Here is a 19,807-nt window from a genome sequence, read left to right as displayed (position 1 = left end):
ATCCCGTGGTGGTTTAAAACAAACGCACGGTTTCTTCGATAGCTTGCAAGAGTAGCTTACGGTCATGACGATAAGGAATATCATCGGCCTCTAACACCCGTTGAGTGACTAACCGCTCATGGCGAATAGGCGCGATATTCGTTCTAGGGCCAACAATCACGGCATCAATTTTTTTGCAGCCGATATGCTGCTCCATCATGGTTAACTTTTCTTGTAACGTGAGGCTAGCTGCGGATGTACTTAGCTCTTTACCTAGGTTACCGATATAGATCATCGGGGCTTTACATTCGCGCAAAGCATCCGTGATATCTTCCAACAGTAGCAGTGGCATCAGGCTGGTGAAGAAACTACCCGGGCCAATTAAAATTAAATCCGCTTGATGAATTGCTTCAATCGCTTCTGCTGTGGCTTTTACGGTTGGGTAGAGTCGTAACTCTTTCGGTAATTCAATCAGAGCATCAACATTGACCTCGCCATACACTTCATTACCCATCTCATCAATCGCCATTAAGTCGACGGGAGATTCTGACATAGGAATGAGTTTGGCATCCACTTTGAGCATATTGCGGATCAAATTAATGGCATCAAGAGGGCGTACACTGAGGTGATCTAATGACTTTAGCATCAGATTACCTAAATTATGGCCTGAAAGTTCGCCGTTGCCACTAAAACGGTATTCAAACATCGCCGATGCGATTGATGGCTCAGTAATTAATTGATTGAGGCAGTTGCGCATATCTCCCCAAGCAATCCCACCTTCCGCTCGACGAATACGACCAGTAGAACCACCATTATCCGTCGTGGTGACAATTCCAGTTAATCGAGAGCCTAAAGAGGAAAGCGAAGACATTACGCGACCAAGCCCATGTCCGCCGCCAAGGGCGACAACATGCCTAAAATCAGTCAAACTACTATTCGGCATAGTGTTCCTATATCAGTTATTTTTTCAGCGCCAAGGCTATTATACAGTGTTATTGCCAGTTAAATGCAATTTAAAACGCGATTATCACGTCTATCACAAAACGGCGCTAATTTATCATAAAACACCGTTTGGGGGTCATTTACCGTCATCATTGACAGATAAAAATTGAAAATGATGGCAGTTTAAACAGCAATTATCTCATAGGGCTGTTTTTTACTATCCAAAAAAGATCAAAATTTGGGGCAAACCTAATCTAAGATTGCTCTTAATTAACGATTAAAAATAGGGGCTGGATGTTTTTTGTACATGCGCTTAATATTGGGTTTAATAGGTGACATAATACAAATTAGAACATTAAATTTATACTGAATTAACAAACGCATAACTAAACCCTAAGTCGTTGTATAATATATTATATATCGAAATTCAAATTCGCTTTTTCCTTTCTTTTACGCTAAAATCCCCACATAAACTAAGTGAACAAAGTGAGCAATTTGATTGTTAACCTATGCTGGCTTTGTGGGCTTGTTGATAAATATCACTCCTAGCCTTTGTGTCTAAGTTCGCGATAACGAATATGATGCTTTGGCCGTGGCCTCTGAGCCACCAGGGTGCAAGATAGAAATGTCTGCATCTCCCGTATTTGGAAAGGTGTCATTATGCAGCAGCTTGTCGATCAATTTGCTCGGAAATTTTATTATCTCCGTTTATCTATTACAGATGTTTGCAACTTTCGTTGCACATACTGCCTTCCCGATGGTTATAAACCAAGTGGTCGTCACGAATTCCTTTCACTGAGTGAAATTCAGCGCATTAGCCGTGCTTTCGCAGAATTGGGCACAGAAAAGGTACGCATCACAGGCGGCGAGCCGACCATGCGTAAAGATTTTACCGATATCATTGCCGCTATCCATGAAAATCAAGCGATCAAAAAAATTGCGGTGACGACAAATGGTTATCGTATGGCTCGTGATGTACAAAAATGGAAAGAGGCGGGACTCGGAGCGATTAATGTCAGTGTTGATAGCCTAGACCCGCGTCAATTTGCGGCAATTACTGGGCAAGACAAGTTTTATCAAGTGATGCAAGGCATTGATGCTGCCTTTGAAGCGGGATTCGACAAGGTCAAAGTCAACGCAGTATTGATGAAAAACGTCAATGATATTGCTTTAAAATCCTTTTTAAATTGGATCAAACATCGTCCAATCCAACTCCGCTTTATCGAATTAATGGAAACGGGGGAAGGGAGTGACCTTTTTAATCGTTTCCATATTTCGGGAGAAACGATCCGCGACCGTCTTATTGAAGAGGGGTGGTACAGTGTGCCACGCTCTCGTAGCGATGGCCCCGCCCAAGTCTTTAGCCACCCTGATTACCAAGGGGAAATTGGTCTTATCATGCCTTATGAAAAAGATTTCTGCCAAAGTTGTAACCGACTACGCGTTTCTTCTTTGGGGAATCTTCATCTGTGCCTATTCGGTGAAAATGGTATCCCACTACGTGACTTGTTAAGTGACGATAATCAAAACGAAGCATTAAAAGCACGTATTCAAAGTGGTCTACAATTTAAGCGAGAGACGCACTTTTTACATATGGGCGACAGTGGCATCACCCCGAATTTATCCGTTATTGGCGGTTAATGAATTTTTGATTTTTCAGGAGAAAATATGTCCCAACTGACTCATATTAATGCGTCGGGTGAAGCGCATATGGTGGATGTTTCTGCAAAAGCTGAAACAGTCCGTGAAGCGAGAGCCGAAGCATTTGTCACGATGAATAAAGAGACCTTAGCGATGATTGTTGAGGGGAGCCATCATAAAGGCGATGTATTTGCGACCGCACGTATTGCTGGTATTCAAGCAGCGAAAAAAACATGGGAGCTGATCCCGTTATGTCATCCGTTGCTGCTAACAAAAGTTGAAGTGACGTTGCAAGCATTGCCGGAGCAAAATCAAGTCCGTATTGAGTCCTGCTGTCGATTGACAGGAAAAACAGGGGTTGAAATGGAAGCATTAACTGCCGCTTCAGTAGCTGCTTTAACCATTTATGATATGTGTAAAGCGGTGCAAAAAGATATGGTAATTGGGCCTGTTCGCTTATTAGAAAAAACAGGTGGCAAATCTGGTCATTTTAAGGTGGACGCATGATTACGGTACTTTTTTTTGCTCAAGTACGTGAATTGGTGGGAACAGCTCGTCTCGAATTATCAGAACATTACTCAAATGTTGAAGCATTGCGTCAAGCATTGGCACAACGTGGTGACCGGTGGGCTTTAGCTTTAGAAGATGGCAAGTTGTTAGCGGCAGTTAACCAATCTTTTGTAGCAACAGATCATCCATTGGAAGATGGCGACGAAGTGGCCTTTTTCCCACCGGTGACCGGGGGCTAAGATGGAAAATACGCATATTGCGGTACAAACAGAAAATTTTAGTGTAGGCGAGCAGTATCAATGGCTTGCTGAATGTGATAGCGATGGCGCGGTCGTAACGTTTACAGGCAAAGTCCGAAATCATAATTTAGGCGATAGCGTTGCAGCATTAACGTTAGAACATTATCCCGGAATGACGGAGAAAGCGCTGGCCGCTATTGTGGTCGAAGCGCGTCAACGCTGGGCACTACAGCGAGTTAGTGTGATCCACCGAGTAGGTACTTTACAGCCGGGCGAAGAGATTGTTTTTGTGGGTGTGACCAGTGCTCATCGTGGCGCTGCTTTTCAAGCGGCTGAATTTATTATGGACTATTTAAAAACCAAAGCACCATTTTGGAAGAAAGAGACATTGCCTGATAATGAACGTTGGGTCGAGGCAAAAGAGAGCGATGAAGCTTCTGCAAACCGTTGGTGATCAGTAAATTTCATTTATATTTAAAATAATTTTTAGCGTATTTAGACGCCCGTCAGCAGCGGCATGGCATAAATTCTAATCAATGGTTTTAAGTTTGTTGAATGGTATTGTCAATAATTTATGATAAACTTTGTAGGAATTTGTCTGGCTACGGCACGTTGCTGTGGTCGTTTCTTACTAATGTATGAAGGGTAACCATCATGGATCGATTCGATCAACGTAATGATTCTCTTGTCCAGCGCAGCAGTGCCGGCATTCAGACATTTATGTCACAGGTTTATGGCTGGATGACTGTTGGTCTGTTACTGACTGCTTTTGTTGCTTGGTCCACACTGAATAGTGGCTTATTTTATACCATAGCGACTAATAATGTTCTGTTTTTTGGTTTAATCATTGTTGAGTTTGGACTTGTACTTGGTTTGTCATTTTTACTGCCAAGAATGAGTGGTATGATGGCAACGGGCATGTTTATGCTCTACTCAGTACTTACTGGGCTAACAATTTCTGTGGTTTTAGCTGCTTATACAATGGAATCGGTAGCAGGAACATTTTTTATCACGGCGGCAATGTTTGGTGCACTAAGTGTTTATGGTTACACCACAAAGCGTAGCCTAAGTGGTATCGGTAACTTCCTGTTTATGGCGCTTATTGGCCTAATTATCGCTTCTATTGTCAATATTTTCATGAAAAGCTCAGCATTATACTGGGTGATTACCTATGCAGGTGTTCTGATTTTTGCAGGCCTGACCGCATATGATACTCAGAAACTGAAAGAGATGGGTGCACAAATTGACGTGGAAGATAAAGAAAGCATGCGTAAACTCGCTATCCTAGGTGCATTAAACCTGTATCTGGACTTTATCAACCTGTTCTTAATGCTGCTACGTATTTTCGGCGACCGCCGTTAATCATGTATAAATTGTGTATTTAAGATACACAATAGATTTTAAAGAATATCAACCCTTGTCATGGTCAAACAGACAAGGGTTTTTTATTGTTTAGTAAAAAATATAGTCGTGACTAATAGGTAATTGCTACGCTGTTTTCTGCCGAAAAAGGTAGTAAGCAAAGGTACTGGTAATGACTGATATTACGAGCAGTGGCCATAGGCTCGGCCAAATAACACTAAAATCAGCATCTTTTAAGTAAATCTGTTTGGTGATTTCAGTGAAATGGCGGATTGGATTGATCAAGGTAATTTCTTGCAACCAAATGGGCATATTCTCAACGGGAGAAATATAGCCTGAGAGCAAAATAGCGGGCATCACAAAAACAAATACACCGATAAATGCTTGTTGTTGGGTTGAACACAAAGCCGATATTAATAATCCAAAACCCACTAGTGAAAGGCCATAAACCACCATAGTTGCATAAAATAGCGTGAGGGAGCCTGCAAAGGGGATTTGGTAACAGAAGATACCAATGACTAAGACTAAAGTCGCTTGCGCGGTGGCAATAATCAATGCGGGTACGGCTTTACCGATAAAAATTTGCCAAGTCGTGAGCGGCGATACAAGTAATTGGTCAAGGGTTCCCTGTTCGGCCTCTCGGGCAATCGACAGGGAAGTGACAATCAGTACGCCAATGGTCGTGATTAATGCCACCAGTGATGGCACGATAAACCATTTATATTCCAGATTAGGGTTATACCAGTTACGAACCACTAACTCGCTATTATTGGCTAAAGGGCGGCCTGCCGTTAGCTCGCTTTGATATTGTAATACGATTTGTTCAATATAGTTAGCGGCAATTTGCGCGCTGTTAGAGTTACGTCCATCAAGTAATAACATCATCTTCGCGGTGTGCTGGCTATCGATGTCAGCGCTAAAATTTTGCCCGAAGCGTACGACTAATAAGCTTTCTCGGTTATCCAGTGTTTCTCGGATCTCGTGCTCATTTTTGAGTAATCGTACTTGAGAAAAGGCTTCTGCTTTTGCTAATCGTTGAGTTAATTCGATAGAGTGCTTCCCGCCATCTTGATCGAAAATGGCGATCGTGGTGTTGGTAACCTCAAGGGTTGCAGCCAAAGGAAACAAGATCATTTGGAAAATAACAGGCATGAGCAAAATGATCCGCGTTTGCTTCTCCTGCAATAACGTCTGTAGTTCTTTCATGATCAAGGTATATAGGCGGTAAAACATATTTCATCCTTATCAATCAAGACGACGGCGTGTTTTCCATGCCGTTAAGCCAATAAATAAAATAGCGGAGGCGATAAGTAACAGCAGATTGGTGAACAAAACAATATAGATATCGCCTGCCAGAAATAGCGTTTGTAAGCTGCTGACAAAATAGCGCGCCGGAATGAAATAAGTCACGATTTGGACAAATATTGGCATGCTTGAGATTTCAAAAATAAAGCCTGATAGCATAATTGCTGGCAAAAATGCCGCATTTAATGCGACCATTGCGGCATTAAATTGATTGCGAGTGATGGTGGAAATCAATAGCCCCATTCCGAGAGCGGTCGCTAAATAGAGGCTAGTGATCAAAAACAGCACTAAGAGTGAGCCTCGATAAGGTATATTTAATAGTGATGTCGTGACAATCATACACAAGATCATCACAAAGGAGCCTAAGACTTGATAGGGTAATAATTTGGATAAAAGCAATTCGGTGCGTGTAATCTGTGTCGAGAGAAGGGCTTCCATTGTGCCGCGCTCCCATTCACGAGCAACAACCAGTGATGTCAAAATAGCTCCAACTACCGTCATTATGATACTAATGGCACCGGGTATAATGAAATGCTGACTAATTGCAGCTTCATTGAACCAATAACGCATATTTAACTCAATGAGGGGATCTGTGGGATAGCCTCGATTTTCACCTTGTTGTATCAACCACGTATACCAGATCCCTTTGGTGTAGGCTTGTACAAAGTTCGCAGTATTAGGCTCACTGCCGTCGGTAATCACTTGTATGGCGGCATGCCCTTCAGGACGTAGCAATTGGGCTGAGAAGTTCACGGGGATAACGATAATGCCGCGAATTTTGCCCGCTTGCATTTTTGCAATTAATTGTTGCCGATTATCGCTAACCGTAGCGTCAATAAAAGGGGAGCCTGTAAATGTATCGACGAGTTGGCGTGCTTCATGGCTTTGTTGATCCATCAAGATGCCAACACGTAATTGACTGGAATCCAAATTGATCCCATAACCAAAAATAAATAACAGCATTAGGGGGATCACAACGGCAATCAATGCACTACTGGGATCGCGTACGATTTGTTTGCTTTCTTTAATGCATAATGCACGGAGTCTACGCCAAGAAAAATGAGACGCGTTGGCGGTCATTGTTCCTCCCGCTGTTTATCATAATCAAGTATCAACCCAATAAAAGCATCTTCCATTGATGGATTTGGATGACTTTCACTAGCGACTTGCTGTTTTAGCTCATCTGGCGTACCTGCGGCAATGATCTTGCCGTGATACACTAATCCTATGCGATCACAATACTCTGCTTCATCCATAAAGTGAGTTGTCACCATGACGGTTACGCCTCTATCGACCATGCCGTTGATATGTAGCCAAAACTCACGTCGAGTGAGAGGGTCGACCCCCGATGTCGGTTCATCAAGAAATAAAATATCTGGCTCATGCATAAGGGAGCAGGCAAGGGCAAGGCGTTGTTTAAAGCCAAGAGGGAGTGAATCAGTTATTTGATTAATAATTGGCTTAAAATTAAAGGCCTCAACCATTTCAGCTATTTTATGTGTTTGATGCTTACCATGCAGACCATAAACACCAGAAAAGAATTTGAGATTTTGCCCAACCTTTAAATTGCTATAGAGCGAGAATTTTTGCGCCATATAGCCGAGGTGTTGCCGTGCTTTATCTGAGCTGGTCTTTAAATCCATTCCTAACACTAAGGCGTGACCTTCGGTTGGTCTCATCAATCCACACATCATTTTAAAGGTGGTTGACTTCCCCGCACCATTGGGGCCGAGTAAGCCAAAAATTTCACCGCGTTTTACTTGAAAATTGACGCTATCCGTCGCGGCAAAATCACCAAATTTTTTCGTTAGATCACGCGCTTCAATAACGGTTTCACTTGGATTAGCAGGGATTTGCGGCATGATAGCCGCCAATTCTGAGCGATGGGAAGGCCCCCCACCTAAGAGATCAATAAAAGCATCTTCAAAACGTGGCTCTGCCTCAATCAGCTTCCCATCAGGCATATGCAAACGGTGAAGTAGCGACGTTTTAGACGCATCAGGCTTTAATATTAAGCGGATGTAACGCCCTTGGATCACGCCATCGCTGGTTTCCGGAAGAACGAGGGCATTTTGCAATATTGTACGTTTATTGGCGGCCGGAACATCTAATAAATAGGAGCGACCAACCATAGTTTGGGTCAGATCTTGAGGTTTCCCTGAAAAAAGCAATTGGCCTTGGTTAAGGAGCAAAACATGTTTGCACTGTTGGGCCTCATCAAGATAGGAGGTACTCCAAAGGATCAGCATCCCCTCATCGGCTAAAGTGTGTACCATTCGCCATAATTCGCGTCGTGCGATGGGATCAACCCCAACCCCAGGCTCGTCTAAAAGTAGCACCTTTGGTCTGCCAATCAGTGTGCAAGCTAACCCTAGCTTTTGTTTCATACCGCCGGATAATTTACCGGCAAGCCGACCTGTAAAATTTGTTAAATCAGTAAAGGTGAGCAACTGACGATAAATTTTCTCTCTCTCTTCACCGAGGACGCCACGTAAATCAGCATATAAATCAAGATTTTCTTGGACGGTCAGATCTTCATATAAGCCAAATTTTTGTGGCATATATCCTAAATTAGCATGCACTTGTACGCTGTCTTTAATCGGATCTAATCCCATTAGACTGATTGTGCCTGAATCAGGTTTTAATAAACCGGCAAGCATTCTCATTAACGTCGTTTTGCCTGCACCGTCTGGGCCGACTAAACCCGTTACCGAGCCACCATAGATCTCGGCCGTTAAGCTCTCTACTGCGGGGGAGTCTAAACCCTGAAATGTTTTTTCAACCCCTTGAAGACGAATGCAGTCATCGTGCTTACTCATCATGCACTCTTATCACTGAATTTCAGCAAAGCGGATGGTAACTGGCATGCCTTGGCGTAGTGCCTCATCAGGATCGCTGACAACGATGCGTAGCCGATATACAAGATCAGTACGTAATTGCGGAGTTTGTACGCTTTTTGGCGTGAATTCAGCGGTTGGTGATACAAAACCAATGGTACCGTGATAAGGGTTATCTGGACGGCTATCGGTGTAGAGCAAAACTTCTCGACCAGGAACGGCCATCCCTAAATTAGGCTCATCGACATAAGCCCTTACCCAAACAGGCGTCGTGAGAGTGACACTAAATACAGTATTACCAGCACCGACAATGCTGCCAGGCTCAATGGCTCGCGTTAGGATGGTTCCATCTGAGGGGGCTGTTAATACGGTATCTTTTAAGTCTAATTCTGCCTGTGCAACAGCCGCTTCAGCTTGTAGCCATTCGCCTCGTGCAGCCGCTATCTCTTCTTGACGGAAACCGCTTTGATACTGGTTTAGTTTATCTTGTGCGGCTTTTAATGCGGCAAGTGCTTGATTTCGATTTGTCTTTGCATTGTCTAGCTCATTGGCAGAAATCACATGGGAGGCTGCGAGTCCTTTTTGGCGCTGGTAAAAACTTTCAGCGTATTTCCATGCCGCTTGTTTTTGGGCAACCTCTGCTTCAACTTGTGCAATTTCTTGAGTGCGATAGCCTTTTTCTTTCATAGCTAGCTGGGCTTTTGCACTGTCTCTAACGCCCTTTGCTTTGTTTAATGCGTTGATATAAGGCGCTTGGTCAAGCTGGCCTAAAGCTTGACCGGGGGTAACGCGCGCGCCTTCATCAACATTCAAAGACGCGAGCTTCCCACCAACACGAAAACCAAGGTTGACGGTTCGTACATCAACATTACCATATAAGGTTAATGTTTTATCTTGCTGTGATTGATACCAATAATAACCACCCGCAGCGAGACCGATTACTATGACAATAAGAATTAAAAAGATTGAACGACGTTTATTGTTCATAATTAACCTTATTCTTCGTGTAGATTACATGTCTAAAAATAGATAGTTCGATAATCTATAACCGTTTTTTATGGATTAATGATATCACTTTTGTGCCTCTTTGCGATGACGCAATCCTTCCAACAAGATATTGGTGTGCTCTATCAGTACTTGGTTAATGATTTTATATTCCTCTTCATTGATATGTTTCCAGCCAGTTTGCCGAAGTAACGTCTCTCTTGCGATACGAAACGAGAGCGTTTCCCCTAAGATGGCATGGGTTTGGATTAAGGTGGTTAGGCTGTTGGGATCGGAGCCTATATAAATGGCAATAAGACGGTTTAATTTGGTGTAAATAGGTCCGAGAGCCTGCTCATGAATAATGGTATAGGCTTCGGTTGGGTTGAGTTGCTCTCTAGCGAGTATTCGAGAAAAACTCAGGTTCTTTTTTTCTAGCTGAAAGTAATTATAACCGACTAATGCTTTTTGCAAGAGTTTGATGGCCTCATCAGGAGGGGGATTGGTTTGACGAAGATATGTATCAATTTCCGCGGTTGTCTCGCTAAAGTTTTCTTTTATTGTGTTCGCAATCAATTGGGCTACAGCGAGATACAGCCCCTCTTTCGAACCAAAATAATAGGAAATGGCGGCAATATTTTGCCCCGAAACTTGAGCAATTTTGCGGGTTGTTGCTCCGTCGAGACCTAATTCACCATAGACATCTGCAGCTGAGCATAGCAACTGCACTCTGGCGTTTTCTCCTCGATGTGTTGACGGTGTGTTTGTAATCATGAAATTTCCTTAAACATTCAAAACTAAATATCAACCTAACAAGCTCTACACGGCTTTTTGCATAATTCAGTGACGGAAAACGACATATTCTAGTTTGTAATAGTTATATATACTATATTTGAGTAATTTTGTATTAATTTATTTTCTAAACTAAATTAATATACTTATTAGAGCCAAATAATGTTAGACTTCCCGCAATTGCACGGCAGTTTGCATCTTTTCTTCATCTACAATCCTTCCCCTCGAACTGCCTCTGATCATTCAGAGTGGTGAAGTCCGGAGTAATTTAATTTGACTAGTTTTTCAGACCTCGCATTAAACGAGGAAATTTTGCTCGCCATTAATGAGTTAGGCTACGAAGCCCCTACGCCTATCCAACAGCAAGCTATCCCAGCAGTCCTTGATGGTCACGACCTCTTAGCGAGTGCTCAAACAGGAACAGGGAAAACGGCGGGTTTTACCTTACCCATTTTACAAAAATTAATTTCGACTCCTAGAATTGGAAAAGATCGCAAACCGATTAGGGCATTGATCTTAACGCCGACACGTGAATTGGCTGCGCAAGTCGCTGAGAATGTTAAGGAATATAGCCGTCATTTAAGGATCCGCTCATTTGTCGTGTTTGGTGGTGTCAGCATCAACCCACAAATGATGAAGTTACGTGGTGGTGTTGATATTTTGATTGCGACGCCGGGGCGATTACTCGACCTAGAGCATCAAAATGCGGTCAATTTATCTCAAGTTGAGATCCTTGTTTTGGACGAAGCCGATCGTATGCTTGATATGGGGTTTATTCATGATATTCGCCGTGTGATCAGTAAGTTACCTAAAAAACGTCAAAACCTGCTGTTTTCAGCTACATTCTCTAATGAAATTAAACAATTAGCGAATAAATTACTGGATAACCCTGTGACGATCGAAGTCGCTCCTCGTAACTCGGCTTCTGAGCAAGTCACCCAGTTTGTCCATCATGTCGATAAGAAACGTAAAGCAGAGCTGTTATCTTACATGATAGGCCGTGAAAACTGGCAGCAAGTTCTTGTTTTTACACGCACAAAACATGGTGCGAACCGCCTTGCTGAACATCTAAATAAAGATGGCGTAAAAGCGGCGGCAATTCATGGTAATAAGAGCCAAGGCGCGCGTACACGTGCATTAGCAGATTTTAAATCAGGTGATGTTCGAGTACTGGTGGCGACAGATATTGCGGCACGTGGTTTAGATATCGAACAATTGCCGTATGTTGTTAACTTTGAACTGCCTAATGTAGCGGAAGATTATGTTCACCGTATTGGTCGTACAGGGCGAGCAGACGCAACAGGAATGGCTGTTTCACTGGTATGTGTTGATGAGTTAAAGCTGCTAAAAGATATTGAAAAGCTACTAAAAAAACCGGTTCCTGTTATGGCGATAGAAGGTTATGAGCCTGATCCTTCCATTAAACCTGAACCTATCCAAAAAGCGCCGCAGCGTAATAATGAAAGGCGTAGTGCAAATAAACGCCATAATACGTCTGTGAAGCCGCGCCGCGAACGTACTGGTGCTGATAGCTCAAAAGATAAATCGGCATCAGCCTCACCATGGAAAAGCGCACAAAAAAAAGTGCGTCAGGGACGCGGTGAAGGCTAATGCGTGTGTTACTTGCCCCGATGGAGGGGGTACTTGACTCGCTTGTGCGCTCCTTACTCAGTGAGGTCAATGATTACGATCTCTGTATTACTGAGTTTGTACGAGTTGTCGATACCCTTTTACCGGCAAAAACGTTTTATCGGTTATGTCCGGAATTGCGTCATGGCAGTCGGACACCATCAGGTACGTTAGTACGCGTTCAGTTATTGGGGCAGCACCCTCAGTGGTTAGCTGAAAACGCCTATAGGGCAGTTTCGCTGGGTTCATGGGGGGTAGATCTGAATTGTGGATGCCCCTCTAAAACCGTGAATGGCCATGGGGGTGGTGCAACTTTACTAAAGCAACCAGAGCTTATTTATCGTGCCGCAAAGGCGATGCGAGAGGCTGTTCCAGAGGAATTACCTGTTTCTGTTAAAGTCAGGTTAGGGTGGGATAATAGCCAATTTTGTCATGAAATCGCAGATGCCGTGGAGCAGGCTGGAGCGACGGAATTGACGGTGCATGGCCGTACCAAAGAAGATGGCTATCGAGCTGAAAAGATTAATTGGCAAGCTATTGGCGATATTCGCCGCCGCTTATCCATCCCTGTAATTGCCAATGGTGAGGTGTGGGATTATGAAAGTGCTCAGCACTGCCTAGCAATAACGGGATGTGATGCGATTATGATTGGGCGGGGCGCTCTGCATACGCCTAATTTAAGTCATGTCATAAAAAGCAATCAGCCCAAAATGGCTTGGGAGCACGTCGGCAGCTTGCTATTAAAATATACAGAGCTTGAAAAACAAGGAGATACGGGGAATTACCATGCCGCACGTATCAAGCAATGGTTAGGTTATTTACGTAAAGAATATCAGCAAGCAGACAGACTATTTTCTCTGATCCGAGCGCTAAAGAGTGCTCGCCAGATCGCCGAAGTGATCGAATCTGAAGTAAAAAAGCCAGCAAAAATGATGGAATTTTAATCATTCGGTTGTTTATGATTTGCTAAAATAGAGTATTAGTTCTTAACTTAAAGGGCTAATGGCTTTTTTAATCATGCTAAATTGACTTAAATCGTATGTCATAAGATGGCAAACTAACATGGTTAAAATCTATTTTTACCGTATTAATTCGTTTGGAGGTCGATGATGGGAGTCATTTCTTGGGTCATTTTTGGTCTGATTGCAGGGGTATTGGCTAAATGGATTATGCCAGGCACTTACCATATTGGTTTTATCATGACTATTGTACTCGGAATTGTTGGGTCTGTTGTGGGTGGCTACATCAGTACCTTCTTCGGTAAAGGTAAAGTAGACGGCTTCAATTTCGGTAGTTTTGTTGTTGCGGTTATCGGTGCGATCGTCGTGCTATTTTTAGCTGGGATATTTGCCAAATAGCGATTGACTAAACTTATCTCGATTTGAAAGAAATAACCCTCTCCGTGAATAGAGGGTTATTTTTTTGAATACTATTTAATGTTGATTAAGTATTAATCCGATTTTTAGTTCAATTAATCTTTTGATTAGATGAATAATTAAGACTCTATAGGTAACCCATTGTCTTGGCCCCATTCTGCCCAAGAGCCATCATATAGCTTAACATTTGTGTTGCCTAATAGAGTCAGAGCCATGAGCACCACAGCCGCCGTCATACCAGAGCCACACGTTGTGACGGAAGGGGCATGAATATCAATACCTTGCTCTGCAAATAGGGCTTTAAGTTGGGCCGGTGATTTAAATTCACCATTTTCAACTAATTGATCCCAAGGCATGTTTTTACTACCGGGGATATGGCCCATACGTAGCCCTGGGCGAGGCTCAGGTGCTTGCGCTAAGAAACGTGCCGCGGCACGAGCATCAATAATTTGTACTTTTCCCTGTTCTACGAGGTTAAGCATTTGTGTTTGATTTAATGCGTTGTCACCGTGGCGCTGAGCGGTATAGTGCTGTGGGGCTGGCGGCGTGACCTCACCGGATTCAGTTTGGAAACCGAGTGCTTTCCATGCTTCAATGCCACCCGCGAGAATTTTGACATTTTTATGGCCCATTGTGGTGAATGTCCACCACGCACGTGGTGCTGAGAATAAATTATTCTGGGCGTAAATAATAACCTGAGTGTTATTGTTAATTCCCATTTCACCGACCGCACGGCTAAAAGTTTCAGCGTCAGGCAGCATATGAGGTAGGGGTGTTCGAGTATCAGCAACCTTATCTTGATCAAAAAACTGTGCGCTTGGAATATGCTCTTCTAACCAACGTTGTCGGCAATCATAGGGTGCTGTTGGGGGCGGAGATGAAGCATCTAGTACGATAAGGTTAGAGTCAGACAAATGGTCATGTAACCATTCGGGTGTTACAAAATAAGCGTCATACATAAATTATCTTCATCCTGAATGTAAATATTATTGAACCTGACCCGCTGAAGGTATAATTGAGGGTTGCTGTGCCTGACTCTGCTCAATAGGTGTCGTTGAGCGTGTATAAATATTCATGCCAGCTAAGACAATTCCACCGATGGAGCCGAATGCGCAGAGTGCGCAAAGCGCGATAACAACCTTTTTCATTTTTATAGCCTGAATTGAAGAAATAAACCCAAAGTATAACCCGATGTTTGTTGCAGACAAGTTAAATACTCTTTTTTGTGCGGATGGATCCGGAATTTGCCAACCTGTTCCCAATTTTATGGCATAATGGTTTTTTAAACAGTAGTTTTTGCGAGCGCCTTCGTAAGCATATATTGTTTAATTCGATGTTATTGACCTACTTGGTTATCCTATATCTTCTAATGTGAACAGCAGTGAGCCTATGTCCCTGTCAAATAAAATGAAAGAACATATAACCCAATGGTACAAAGGGTTATCACAGCACATTGACGGGTTCGTATCCCGCGCGCCTCAGCGCCAAATGATTGCTGAAGTTGCTAAAAATTTGGCGGACGAAGAAGGGCGGCATTTGGTTATTGAGGCTCCTACAGGGGTTGGTAAAACATTATCTTATTTGATACCGGGTATTGCTGTTGGCCGAGAAGAAGGCAAAACATTGGTTGTCAGTACTGCGAATGTTGCATTACAAGATCAAATATTCAGTAAGGATCTGCCCTTACTCAGTAAAATTATTCCTGATCTTAAATATACAGGGGCTTTTGGGCGAGCACGCTATGTGTGTCCACGCAATCTGGAAGCAATCTGTGCCGCAGAAGGCGAACAAATTGACTTAATGTTGCTGGTGGAAGATAAAACCGAAATCGCAAACAGTGAAGAGAGAGCGATTTGCCAGCAGCTACGTAATGATTTTCATAGTTTTGCATGGGATGGCTTACGGGATCACCATAAGCGTGCTTTTAGCGATAGCTTATGGCGTAAGGTCAGCACTGACAAAATGAACTGCTTAGGCCGTAATTGCCAATTTTATCAGCGTTGTCCCTTTTTTATTGCTCGGCGGGAAATTGAAGATGCGGATGTGGTGGTTGCAAACCATGCGCTGGTGATGGCGGCAATGGAAAGCGAATCGGTATTACCAGATCCTAAAAAACTCCTTTTAGTACTGGATGAGGGGCATCATGTGCCTGACGTAGCAAGGGATGCGTTGGAAGTGGAAGGCGAGATCACACTCGTTCAATTAACAGCACAGGTGGATAATTTTCTTCATCATGTGGGGCAATATCTCGCTCAGTTTAGGCCAGCCAAGCCACCAAAATTAGCGAACCCAGAGCGGTTACAGCAGCACGCGGAAAAGTTAAGAGAAGCATTTCGTGATTTTTCGCTACTAACCAACGCATTATTACCAGAAACCTCAAAGGATAATGAGTACTTATTTCCGATGGGGCTGTTGCCTGAGGCAATGCAGCTATGTTGCCAAGAACTTTTCAAACTGACCGACGGGCTAAGAGGGTTAGCGGAATCAATTCTCAATGATTTAACCGAGCAAACGGCTAAACAGGATATTGTTCGCTTACATCGCTCTATTCTATTAACTAGCCGAGCAATGGGCTATTTTGAAAATATGGCGAAATTATGGCGGTTAGCGTCAATTGACCAAACATCAGGAGCGCCAATTTCGAAATGGCTTAGCCGTCGTTATGAGAAAAACCAGTCTCGTTTATTTCTGCACTGTGCTGGGATACGGGTTAGTGAGCAATTACAGCAGCTATTATGGCGCAATGTGCCACACATCGTGATCACATCAGCGACGTTACGCTCACTTAATAGCTACTCTCGTTTTCAAGAATTGAGTGGGTTATCAGAAAAAAGTGATGACCGTTTTGTGACGCTGTCTTCACCCTTTAATCATATTGAACAGGGTAAACTGATTATTCCTCAAATGAAGTACGAACCAACTATCTCGAATGAAGAGCTACATTTAGCGGAGATGGCAACGTATTTCCGGCATCAATTAGAAAAAGGTACTCATCGAGGTATGCTAGTGTTGTTTAGTAGCCAGCGAGCGATGGAAGGGTTTCTGGAACATGTAAAAGATTTACGCCTACAATTGTTAGTGCAAGGGGATCAGCCGCGTTATCGGTTAGTTGAAACCCATTGTGACAGGATCAATAAAGGGTTAACCAGTGTACTGATAGGGTTGCAGTCATTTGCGGAGGGGCTTGATTTAAAAGGTGAGTATTTAACACAGGTACATATCCATAAAATCGCTTTTCCACCGGTGACTAACCCCGTGATTATTACTGAAGGTGAATGGTTAAAATCGCTTAAACGTTATCCGTTTGAAGTACAAAGTTTACCAAGTGCATCATTTAATTTGATTCAACAAGCAGGAAGGTTGATCCGTAGCCATGAATGCTATGGTGAGATTGTTATCTATGATAATCGATTGATCACCAAAAATTATGGTAAGCGGTTGCTGAACGCATTACCCGTGTTCCCGATTGAACGGCCGGCTATGCCAAGCGGTACGTAACGTTAACGTCTTTCTTAATAGTATAATAACAATAAGGCCACACATTAGTGTGGCCAAGGGGTCAATCAACGTTGACTATTTTTATCGACATTACTCAATATTAGCTTCTAAGAACCATAAGAACTTATCGAGGTCGCGTGATGCCGCAGTAAACATATCCGCGGTATCCTCATCTTCGACTTCATCGATAGCTTTACGAATATCGTTAGCCACAACCGCATAACGGTCAGCTAATGCTTTTAGGTGATCTTGAACATCGTGGATATCAATTGGATAAGCTTCTAACGATGTAAATTTATTGACTTGCTGAGTCGTACCAATTGCAACTCCACCAAGTTGTACAGCACGCTCAGCAAATTCATCAAGGTGCTCAACTAAAGTGGTACGGAAGCCATCTAGCATTTCATGTACGGCAATAAAGTTACGACCGCGCATATTCCAATGTGCTTGTTTGGTCATTAAAGAAAGATCAGTAAAATGGATGACCATAACATTCAAAATATTGATAGACTCTAATTTAACGCTATCCTCAACATCATTGCGGGTATATAAAAGATTTGCTTGAGGTGCTTTTACTAATTTAGCTGTACTCATAATCTTCCCCTTATAAGTAATTAATTATTCAATAATCTGTTTCTGTTAATTAATATAAAACAACAGAACCAACTTGTCATAATGCAATATTCTATTACTTTGATAGGTAAAATTGATAACGGCTTATAATTAAATAAACGCTTAATAAATATTACTATAGGATTAATAAGCTAATATTTCAATGATATTAAAGAAAGTTTACAATAAATAAGGTTAATAAAGAAAATGTTGTTAACTTTATTAACCTTTATACAAATTAAATAATAAAGAAATTTCTTCCTCTATTTATTTAAGAAACCTCTTCTATTTTTGTTTTAGGGCGTGCTGTGGATGTTGAGCCTATTGAGGCACAAACAATACATAATAGTGCTAACCATTGAGTAACGGTTAAATGCTCTTGGAGGAAGACAATTCCAAGGAATGCCCCCATACAAGGCTCAAGGCTCATCAAAGTCCCGAAGGTTTTTGCTGGAAGTCGGGTAAGCGCTATCATCTCTAAGGTATAAGGAAAGGCTGTAGAGAGAACAGCAACAGCCAACGCCAACGGCAAAATAGCAGGGTCAAACATAACTTCAGCACCTGTCTGCATTAACCCAATAGGGAAAAAGATCAGGGTTGAAATAAAGGAGCCTATTGCTACGGTTGCGGCACCATAACCTGCGCCAGCCCGTTGGCCAAAAATAATATAGATCCCCCAACAAACGCCCGCACCAAGGGCATATAAGGCACCGACAAGATCTAGGCCATTAATATCATCACCGATAGGCAATAAAAAGAGCAGCCCAACGATGACCAACGCTATCCATAAAAAGTCAATGGGGCGGCGGGATGAAAACATTGCAACAGCCAGTGGCCCTGTAAACTCAAGTGCTACCGCGATCCCAAGTGGAATTCGTTCTAAGGATAAATAAAACAAATAGTTCATGGTCCCCAAAGAAAGACCATAAGTTAACAGGGGAATAAGAGAGTTTCGCCTAAACTTTAATCGCCAAGGTTTAAAAATGACAAATAAAATAATGGTCGCAAGCAATAAGCGTAGCCCAGTCACTCCTGGTGCACCGATAACAGGAAACAGTGTTTTAGCTAGAGATGCTCCGCTCTGAATTGAGGTCATTGCCAGTAATAGCAATCCCACGGGTAATAGAGGAAAGGCACTCTTTTTAGTATCGGCAGACATGGATCGTTGAACCTCAGAAATACGTAATAAAATCAGCAAAAAAATGGCTGATTATTCTTCAATAAAAGAAAATTTTGACAAAGAAAATGTACGTGCTGACTATTAACAACTCAGGTACATAACATAAGCGGTGATTATGACATAAATTTAACATGGATAATATGTATTTATAAAATAGAGAGCACGATAAAACATAGCATTTAATATTTATTTTGTTGACTATATACCCCATGTGTAGGCGCTTTAATTAATTTTAGACAGAGTTTTATATGTCGATGAGGGCGGGATGAGAATGTGTGTTGAGCTTATCCTTATGTAACGTATAATTATTTTCCATAAAAACACGATAAAAACGAGGAAAAAATGAGAAAAATTAACAGTATTGCCGTTTATTGTGGTTCCAGCATGGGAGCTAATGAAGTTTATAAGCAACAGGCGATTAAATTTGCAGAAGAAATGGTCAAGCGCAATATTACTTTAGTTTATGGTGGGGCAAGCGTTGGTATTATGGGCACGGTGGCCGACACTATTTTATCTCAAGGTGGTCAAGCAATTGGAGTTATTCCTTCACTACTTGAAGAGCGTGAAATTTCTCATAAAAATCTGACTAAATTGTATAAAGTTGACACGATGCATCAACGTAAAAGTAAGATGATTGAGCTTGCCGATGGCTTTGTTGCTCTACCTGGAGGTTACGGCACTCTTGAGGAATTTAGTGAGGTGTTCACTTGGAGTCAAATAGGGCTACACACTAAGCCTTGTGGGCTATTTAATATTAATAACTATTGGCAGCCACTAATTGATATGACGAACAAAATGGCTGATGAGGCTTTTTTACAGGAAAAATATCGCCATATGGCGATAGTTGAAAATGATCCAGCAGCACTACTCGATCGTTTTGAAACCTATCTTGCGCCATCGGTTAAAACTTATGATTAAACT

The 19,807-nt window shown here is 42.4% G+C and carries 20 protein-coding genes and 1 riboswitch; of the genes, 10 read left to right on the top strand and 10 right to left on the bottom strand.

Annotated features, from left to right (window positions below):
- Positions 1 to 13: 13 nt before the first annotated feature.
- Positions 14 to 922, bottom strand: coding sequence for a uridine diphosphate-N-acetylglucosamine-binding protein YvcK (gene yvcK / locus PR709_RS06180; RefSeq protein WP_004917836.1), 909 nt, complete (start codon positions 920 to 922; stop codon positions 14 to 16).
- A gap of 529 nt (positions 923 to 1,451) precedes the next feature.
- A riboswitch (molybdenum cofactor riboswitch) is annotated at positions 1,452 to 1,592 on the top strand.
- On the opposite strand from yvcK, the gene moaA reads away from it, so the two are divergent.
- The 5 genes from moaA to PR709_RS06155 all read left to right on the top strand — a co-directional run bounded on the left by moaA (position 1,582) and on the right by PR709_RS06155 (position 4,673).
- Positions 1,582 to 2,562 carry a GTP 3',8-cyclase MoaA gene (gene moaA / locus PR709_RS06175; RefSeq protein ID WP_014657771.1) on the top strand — a complete coding sequence of 327 codons (981 nt, stop codon included), beginning with the start codon at positions 1,582 to 1,584 and terminating at the stop codon, positions 2,560 to 2,562. It overlaps the preceding riboswitch by 11 nt.
- Positions 2,563 to 2,589: 27 nt before the next feature.
- The gene (gene moaC, locus PR709_RS06170; RefSeq protein ID WP_004917841.1) at positions 2,590 to 3,069 is read left to right on the top strand and encodes a cyclic pyranopterin monophosphate synthase MoaC; all 480 of its coding nucleotides are present in this window, start codon (positions 2,590 to 2,592) and stop codon (positions 3,067 to 3,069) included.
- Positions 3,066 to 3,311, top strand: coding sequence for a molybdopterin synthase sulfur carrier subunit (gene moaD / locus PR709_RS06165; protein WP_004917843.1), 246 nt, complete (start codon positions 3,066 to 3,068; stop codon positions 3,309 to 3,311). Before moaC ends, moaD begins: the two co-directional genes overlap by 4 nt.
- Before the next feature lies 1 nt (position 3,312).
- Positions 3,313 to 3,765: a molybdopterin synthase catalytic subunit MoaE gene (gene moaE / locus PR709_RS06160; RefSeq protein ID WP_004917845.1), complete on the top strand. Its 453-nt coding sequence runs from the start codon at positions 3,313 to 3,315 to the stop codon at positions 3,763 to 3,765.
- A gap of 200 nt (positions 3,766 to 3,965) precedes the next feature.
- A complete protein-coding gene (locus tag PR709_RS06155) occupies positions 3,966 to 4,673 on the top strand; it encodes a Bax inhibitor-1/YccA family protein (RefSeq protein ID WP_004917846.1) in 708 nt (235 codons plus the stop codon).
- Between the two features lie 126 nt (positions 4,674 to 4,799).
- On the opposite strand, the gene PR709_RS06150 is transcribed toward PR709_RS06155, so the two are convergent.
- The 5 genes from PR709_RS06150 to cecR form a co-directional block, all read right to left on the bottom strand.
- Complete coding sequence (locus PR709_RS06150) at positions 4,800 to 5,906, bottom strand: ABC transporter permease (protein ID WP_014657773.1); 1,107 nt, start codon at positions 5,904 to 5,906, stop codon at positions 4,800 to 4,802.
- 12 nt (positions 5,907 to 5,918) lie between these two features.
- Positions 5,919 to 7,058 carry an ABC transporter permease gene (locus tag PR709_RS06145; protein ID WP_004917851.1) on the bottom strand — a complete coding sequence of 380 codons (1,140 nt, stop codon included), beginning with the start codon at positions 7,056 to 7,058 and terminating at the stop codon, positions 5,919 to 5,921.
- A complete protein-coding gene (locus tag PR709_RS06140) occupies positions 7,055 to 8,797 on the bottom strand; it encodes an ATP-binding cassette domain-containing protein (RefSeq protein WP_042116411.1) in 1,743 nt (580 codons plus the stop codon). The genes PR709_RS06145 and PR709_RS06140 overlap by 4 nt, the downstream gene beginning before the upstream one ends.
- 12 nt (positions 8,798 to 8,809) lie before the next feature.
- Positions 8,810 to 9,802, bottom strand: a complete 993-nt coding sequence (gene hlyD / locus PR709_RS06135; RefSeq protein ID WP_004917855.1) for a secretion protein HlyD — start codon at positions 9,800 to 9,802, stop codon at positions 8,810 to 8,812.
- 84 nt (positions 9,803 to 9,886) lie between these two features.
- A complete protein-coding gene (gene cecR / locus PR709_RS06130; protein WP_004917856.1) occupies positions 9,887 to 10,573 on the bottom strand; it encodes a transcriptional regulator CecR in 687 nt (228 codons plus the stop codon).
- A 291-nt stretch (positions 10,574 to 10,864) separates the two neighbouring features.
- On the opposite strand from cecR, the gene rhlE reads away from it, so the two are divergent.
- The 3 genes from rhlE to PR709_RS06115 all read left to right on the top strand — a co-directional run bounded on the left by rhlE (position 10,865) and on the right by PR709_RS06115 (position 13,578).
- Positions 10,865 to 12,202, top strand: a complete 1,338-nt coding sequence (gene rhlE, locus PR709_RS06125) for an ATP-dependent RNA helicase RhlE (protein ID WP_036943538.1) — start codon at positions 10,865 to 10,867, stop codon at positions 12,200 to 12,202.
- Positions 12,202 to 13,164, top strand: a complete 963-nt coding sequence (gene dusC, locus PR709_RS06120; RefSeq protein ID WP_004917859.1) for a tRNA dihydrouridine(16) synthase DusC — start codon at positions 12,202 to 12,204, stop codon at positions 13,162 to 13,164. Before rhlE ends, dusC begins: the two co-directional genes overlap by 1 nt.
- A 165-nt stretch (positions 13,165 to 13,329) precedes the next feature.
- The gene (locus PR709_RS06115) at positions 13,330 to 13,578 is read left to right on the top strand and encodes a GlsB/YeaQ/YmgE family stress response membrane protein (RefSeq protein WP_014657779.1); all 249 of its coding nucleotides are present in this window, start codon (positions 13,330 to 13,332) and stop codon (positions 13,576 to 13,578) included.
- A 137-nt stretch (positions 13,579 to 13,715) separates the two neighbouring features.
- Here PR709_RS06115 and sseA read toward each other — a convergent pair whose 3' ends face one another.
- Both sseA and PR709_RS06105 read right to left on the bottom strand, forming a co-directional pair.
- Positions 13,716 to 14,555 carry a 3-mercaptopyruvate sulfurtransferase gene (gene sseA / locus PR709_RS06110; protein WP_004917864.1) on the bottom strand — a complete coding sequence of 280 codons (840 nt, stop codon included), beginning with the start codon at positions 14,553 to 14,555 and terminating at the stop codon, positions 13,716 to 13,718.
- A gap of 27 nt (positions 14,556 to 14,582) precedes the next feature.
- The gene (locus PR709_RS06105) at positions 14,583 to 14,744 is read right to left on the bottom strand and encodes a hypothetical protein (RefSeq protein WP_014657780.1); all 162 of its coding nucleotides are present in this window, start codon (positions 14,742 to 14,744) and stop codon (positions 14,583 to 14,585) included.
- 241 nt (positions 14,745 to 14,985) lie between these two features.
- On the opposite strand from PR709_RS06105, the gene dinG reads away from it, so the two are divergent.
- Positions 14,986 to 17,094 (top strand): ATP-dependent DNA helicase DinG, encoded by a 2,109-nt coding sequence (gene dinG, locus PR709_RS06100; RefSeq protein WP_014657781.1) that lies wholly within the window; start codon positions 14,986 to 14,988, stop codon positions 17,092 to 17,094.
- A 90-nt stretch (positions 17,095 to 17,184) separates the two neighbouring features.
- On the opposite strand, the gene dps is transcribed toward dinG, so the two are convergent.
- Both dps and rhtA read right to left on the bottom strand, forming a co-directional pair.
- A complete protein-coding gene (gene dps / locus PR709_RS06095) occupies positions 17,185 to 17,688 on the bottom strand; it encodes a DNA starvation/stationary phase protection protein Dps (protein ID WP_004917871.1) in 504 nt (167 codons plus the stop codon).
- Between the two features lie 289 nt (positions 17,689 to 17,977).
- Positions 17,978 to 18,865, bottom strand: coding sequence for a threonine/homoserine exporter RhtA (gene rhtA / locus PR709_RS06090; RefSeq protein WP_004917873.1), 888 nt, complete (start codon positions 18,863 to 18,865; stop codon positions 17,978 to 17,980).
- 363 nt (positions 18,866 to 19,228) lie between these two features.
- Between rhtA and PR709_RS06085 the strand changes: the two genes are divergently transcribed.
- Positions 19,229 to 19,804 (top strand): TIGR00730 family Rossman fold protein, encoded by a 576-nt coding sequence (locus PR709_RS06085; protein WP_004917874.1) that lies wholly within the window; start codon positions 19,229 to 19,231, stop codon positions 19,802 to 19,804.
- Positions 19,805 to 19,807: the final 3 nt, after the last annotated feature.

This window comes from Providencia sp. PROV267 (assembly GCF_028477825.1).
Classification (GTDB): domain Bacteria; phylum Pseudomonadota; class Gammaproteobacteria; order Enterobacterales; family Enterobacteriaceae; genus Providencia; species Providencia stuartii.
Note: the sequence above shows the minus strand (reverse complement) of the source record. Positions and strands in the feature narration are given on the sequence as shown.

What these genes read in the sequence shown, in the direction of transcription:
- dusC (WP_004917859.1), top strand. Translation starts at nt 12,202, where the DNA reads ATGCGTGTGTTACTTGCCCCGATGGAGGGGGTACTTGACTCGCTTGTG.
- moaA (WP_014657771.1), top strand. Translation starts at nt 1,582, where the DNA reads ATGCAGCAGCTTGTCGATCAATTTGCTCGGAAATTTTATTATCTCCGT.
- cecR (WP_004917856.1), bottom strand. Translation starts at nt 10,573, where the DNA reads ATGATTACAAACACACCGTCAACACATCGAGGAGAAAACGCCAGAGTG.
- moaE (WP_004917845.1), top strand. Translation starts at nt 3,313, where the DNA reads ATGGAAAATACGCATATTGCGGTACAAACAGAAAATTTTAGTGTAGGC.
- sseA (WP_004917864.1), bottom strand. Translation starts at nt 14,555, where the DNA reads ATGTATGACGCTTATTTTGTAACACCCGAATGGTTACATGACCATTTG.
- hlyD (WP_004917855.1), bottom strand. Translation starts at nt 9,802, where the DNA reads ATGAACAATAAACGTCGTTCAATCTTTTTAATTCTTATTGTCATAGTA.
- PR709_RS06150 (WP_014657773.1), bottom strand. Translation starts at nt 5,906, where the DNA reads ATGTTTTACCGCCTATATACCTTGATCATGAAAGAACTACAGACGTTA.
- PR709_RS06085 (WP_004917874.1), top strand. Translation starts at nt 19,229, where the DNA reads ATGAGAAAAATTAACAGTATTGCCGTTTATTGTGGTTCCAGCATGGGA.
- yvcK (WP_004917836.1), bottom strand. Translation starts at nt 922, where the DNA reads ATGCCGAATAGTAGTTTGACTGATTTTAGGCATGTTGTCGCCCTTGGC.
- PR709_RS06145 (WP_004917851.1), bottom strand. Translation starts at nt 7,058, where the DNA reads ATGACCGCCAACGCGTCTCATTTTTCTTGGCGTAGACTCCGTGCATTA.
- PR709_RS06155 (WP_004917846.1), top strand. Translation starts at nt 3,966, where the DNA reads ATGGATCGATTCGATCAACGTAATGATTCTCTTGTCCAGCGCAGCAGT.
- dinG (WP_014657781.1), top strand. Translation starts at nt 14,986, where the DNA reads ATGTCCCTGTCAAATAAAATGAAAGAACATATAACCCAATGGTACAAA.
- moaC (WP_004917841.1), top strand. Translation starts at nt 2,590, where the DNA reads ATGTCCCAACTGACTCATATTAATGCGTCGGGTGAAGCGCATATGGTG.
- PR709_RS06105 (WP_014657780.1), bottom strand. Translation starts at nt 14,744, where the DNA reads ATGAAAAAGGTTGTTATCGCGCTTTGCGCACTCTGCGCATTCGGCTCC.
- PR709_RS06140 (WP_042116411.1), bottom strand. Translation starts at nt 8,797, where the DNA reads ATGAGTAAGCACGATGACTGCATTCGTCTTCAAGGGGTTGAAAAAACA.
- moaD (WP_004917843.1), top strand. Translation starts at nt 3,066, where the DNA reads ATGATTACGGTACTTTTTTTTGCTCAAGTACGTGAATTGGTGGGAACA.
- dps (WP_004917871.1), bottom strand. Translation starts at nt 17,688, where the DNA reads ATGAGTACAGCTAAATTAGTAAAAGCACCTCAAGCAAATCTTTTATAT.
- rhtA (WP_004917873.1), bottom strand. Translation starts at nt 18,865, where the DNA reads ATGTCTGCCGATACTAAAAAGAGTGCCTTTCCTCTATTACCCGTGGGA.
- PR709_RS06115 (WP_014657779.1), top strand. Translation starts at nt 13,330, where the DNA reads ATGGGAGTCATTTCTTGGGTCATTTTTGGTCTGATTGCAGGGGTATTG.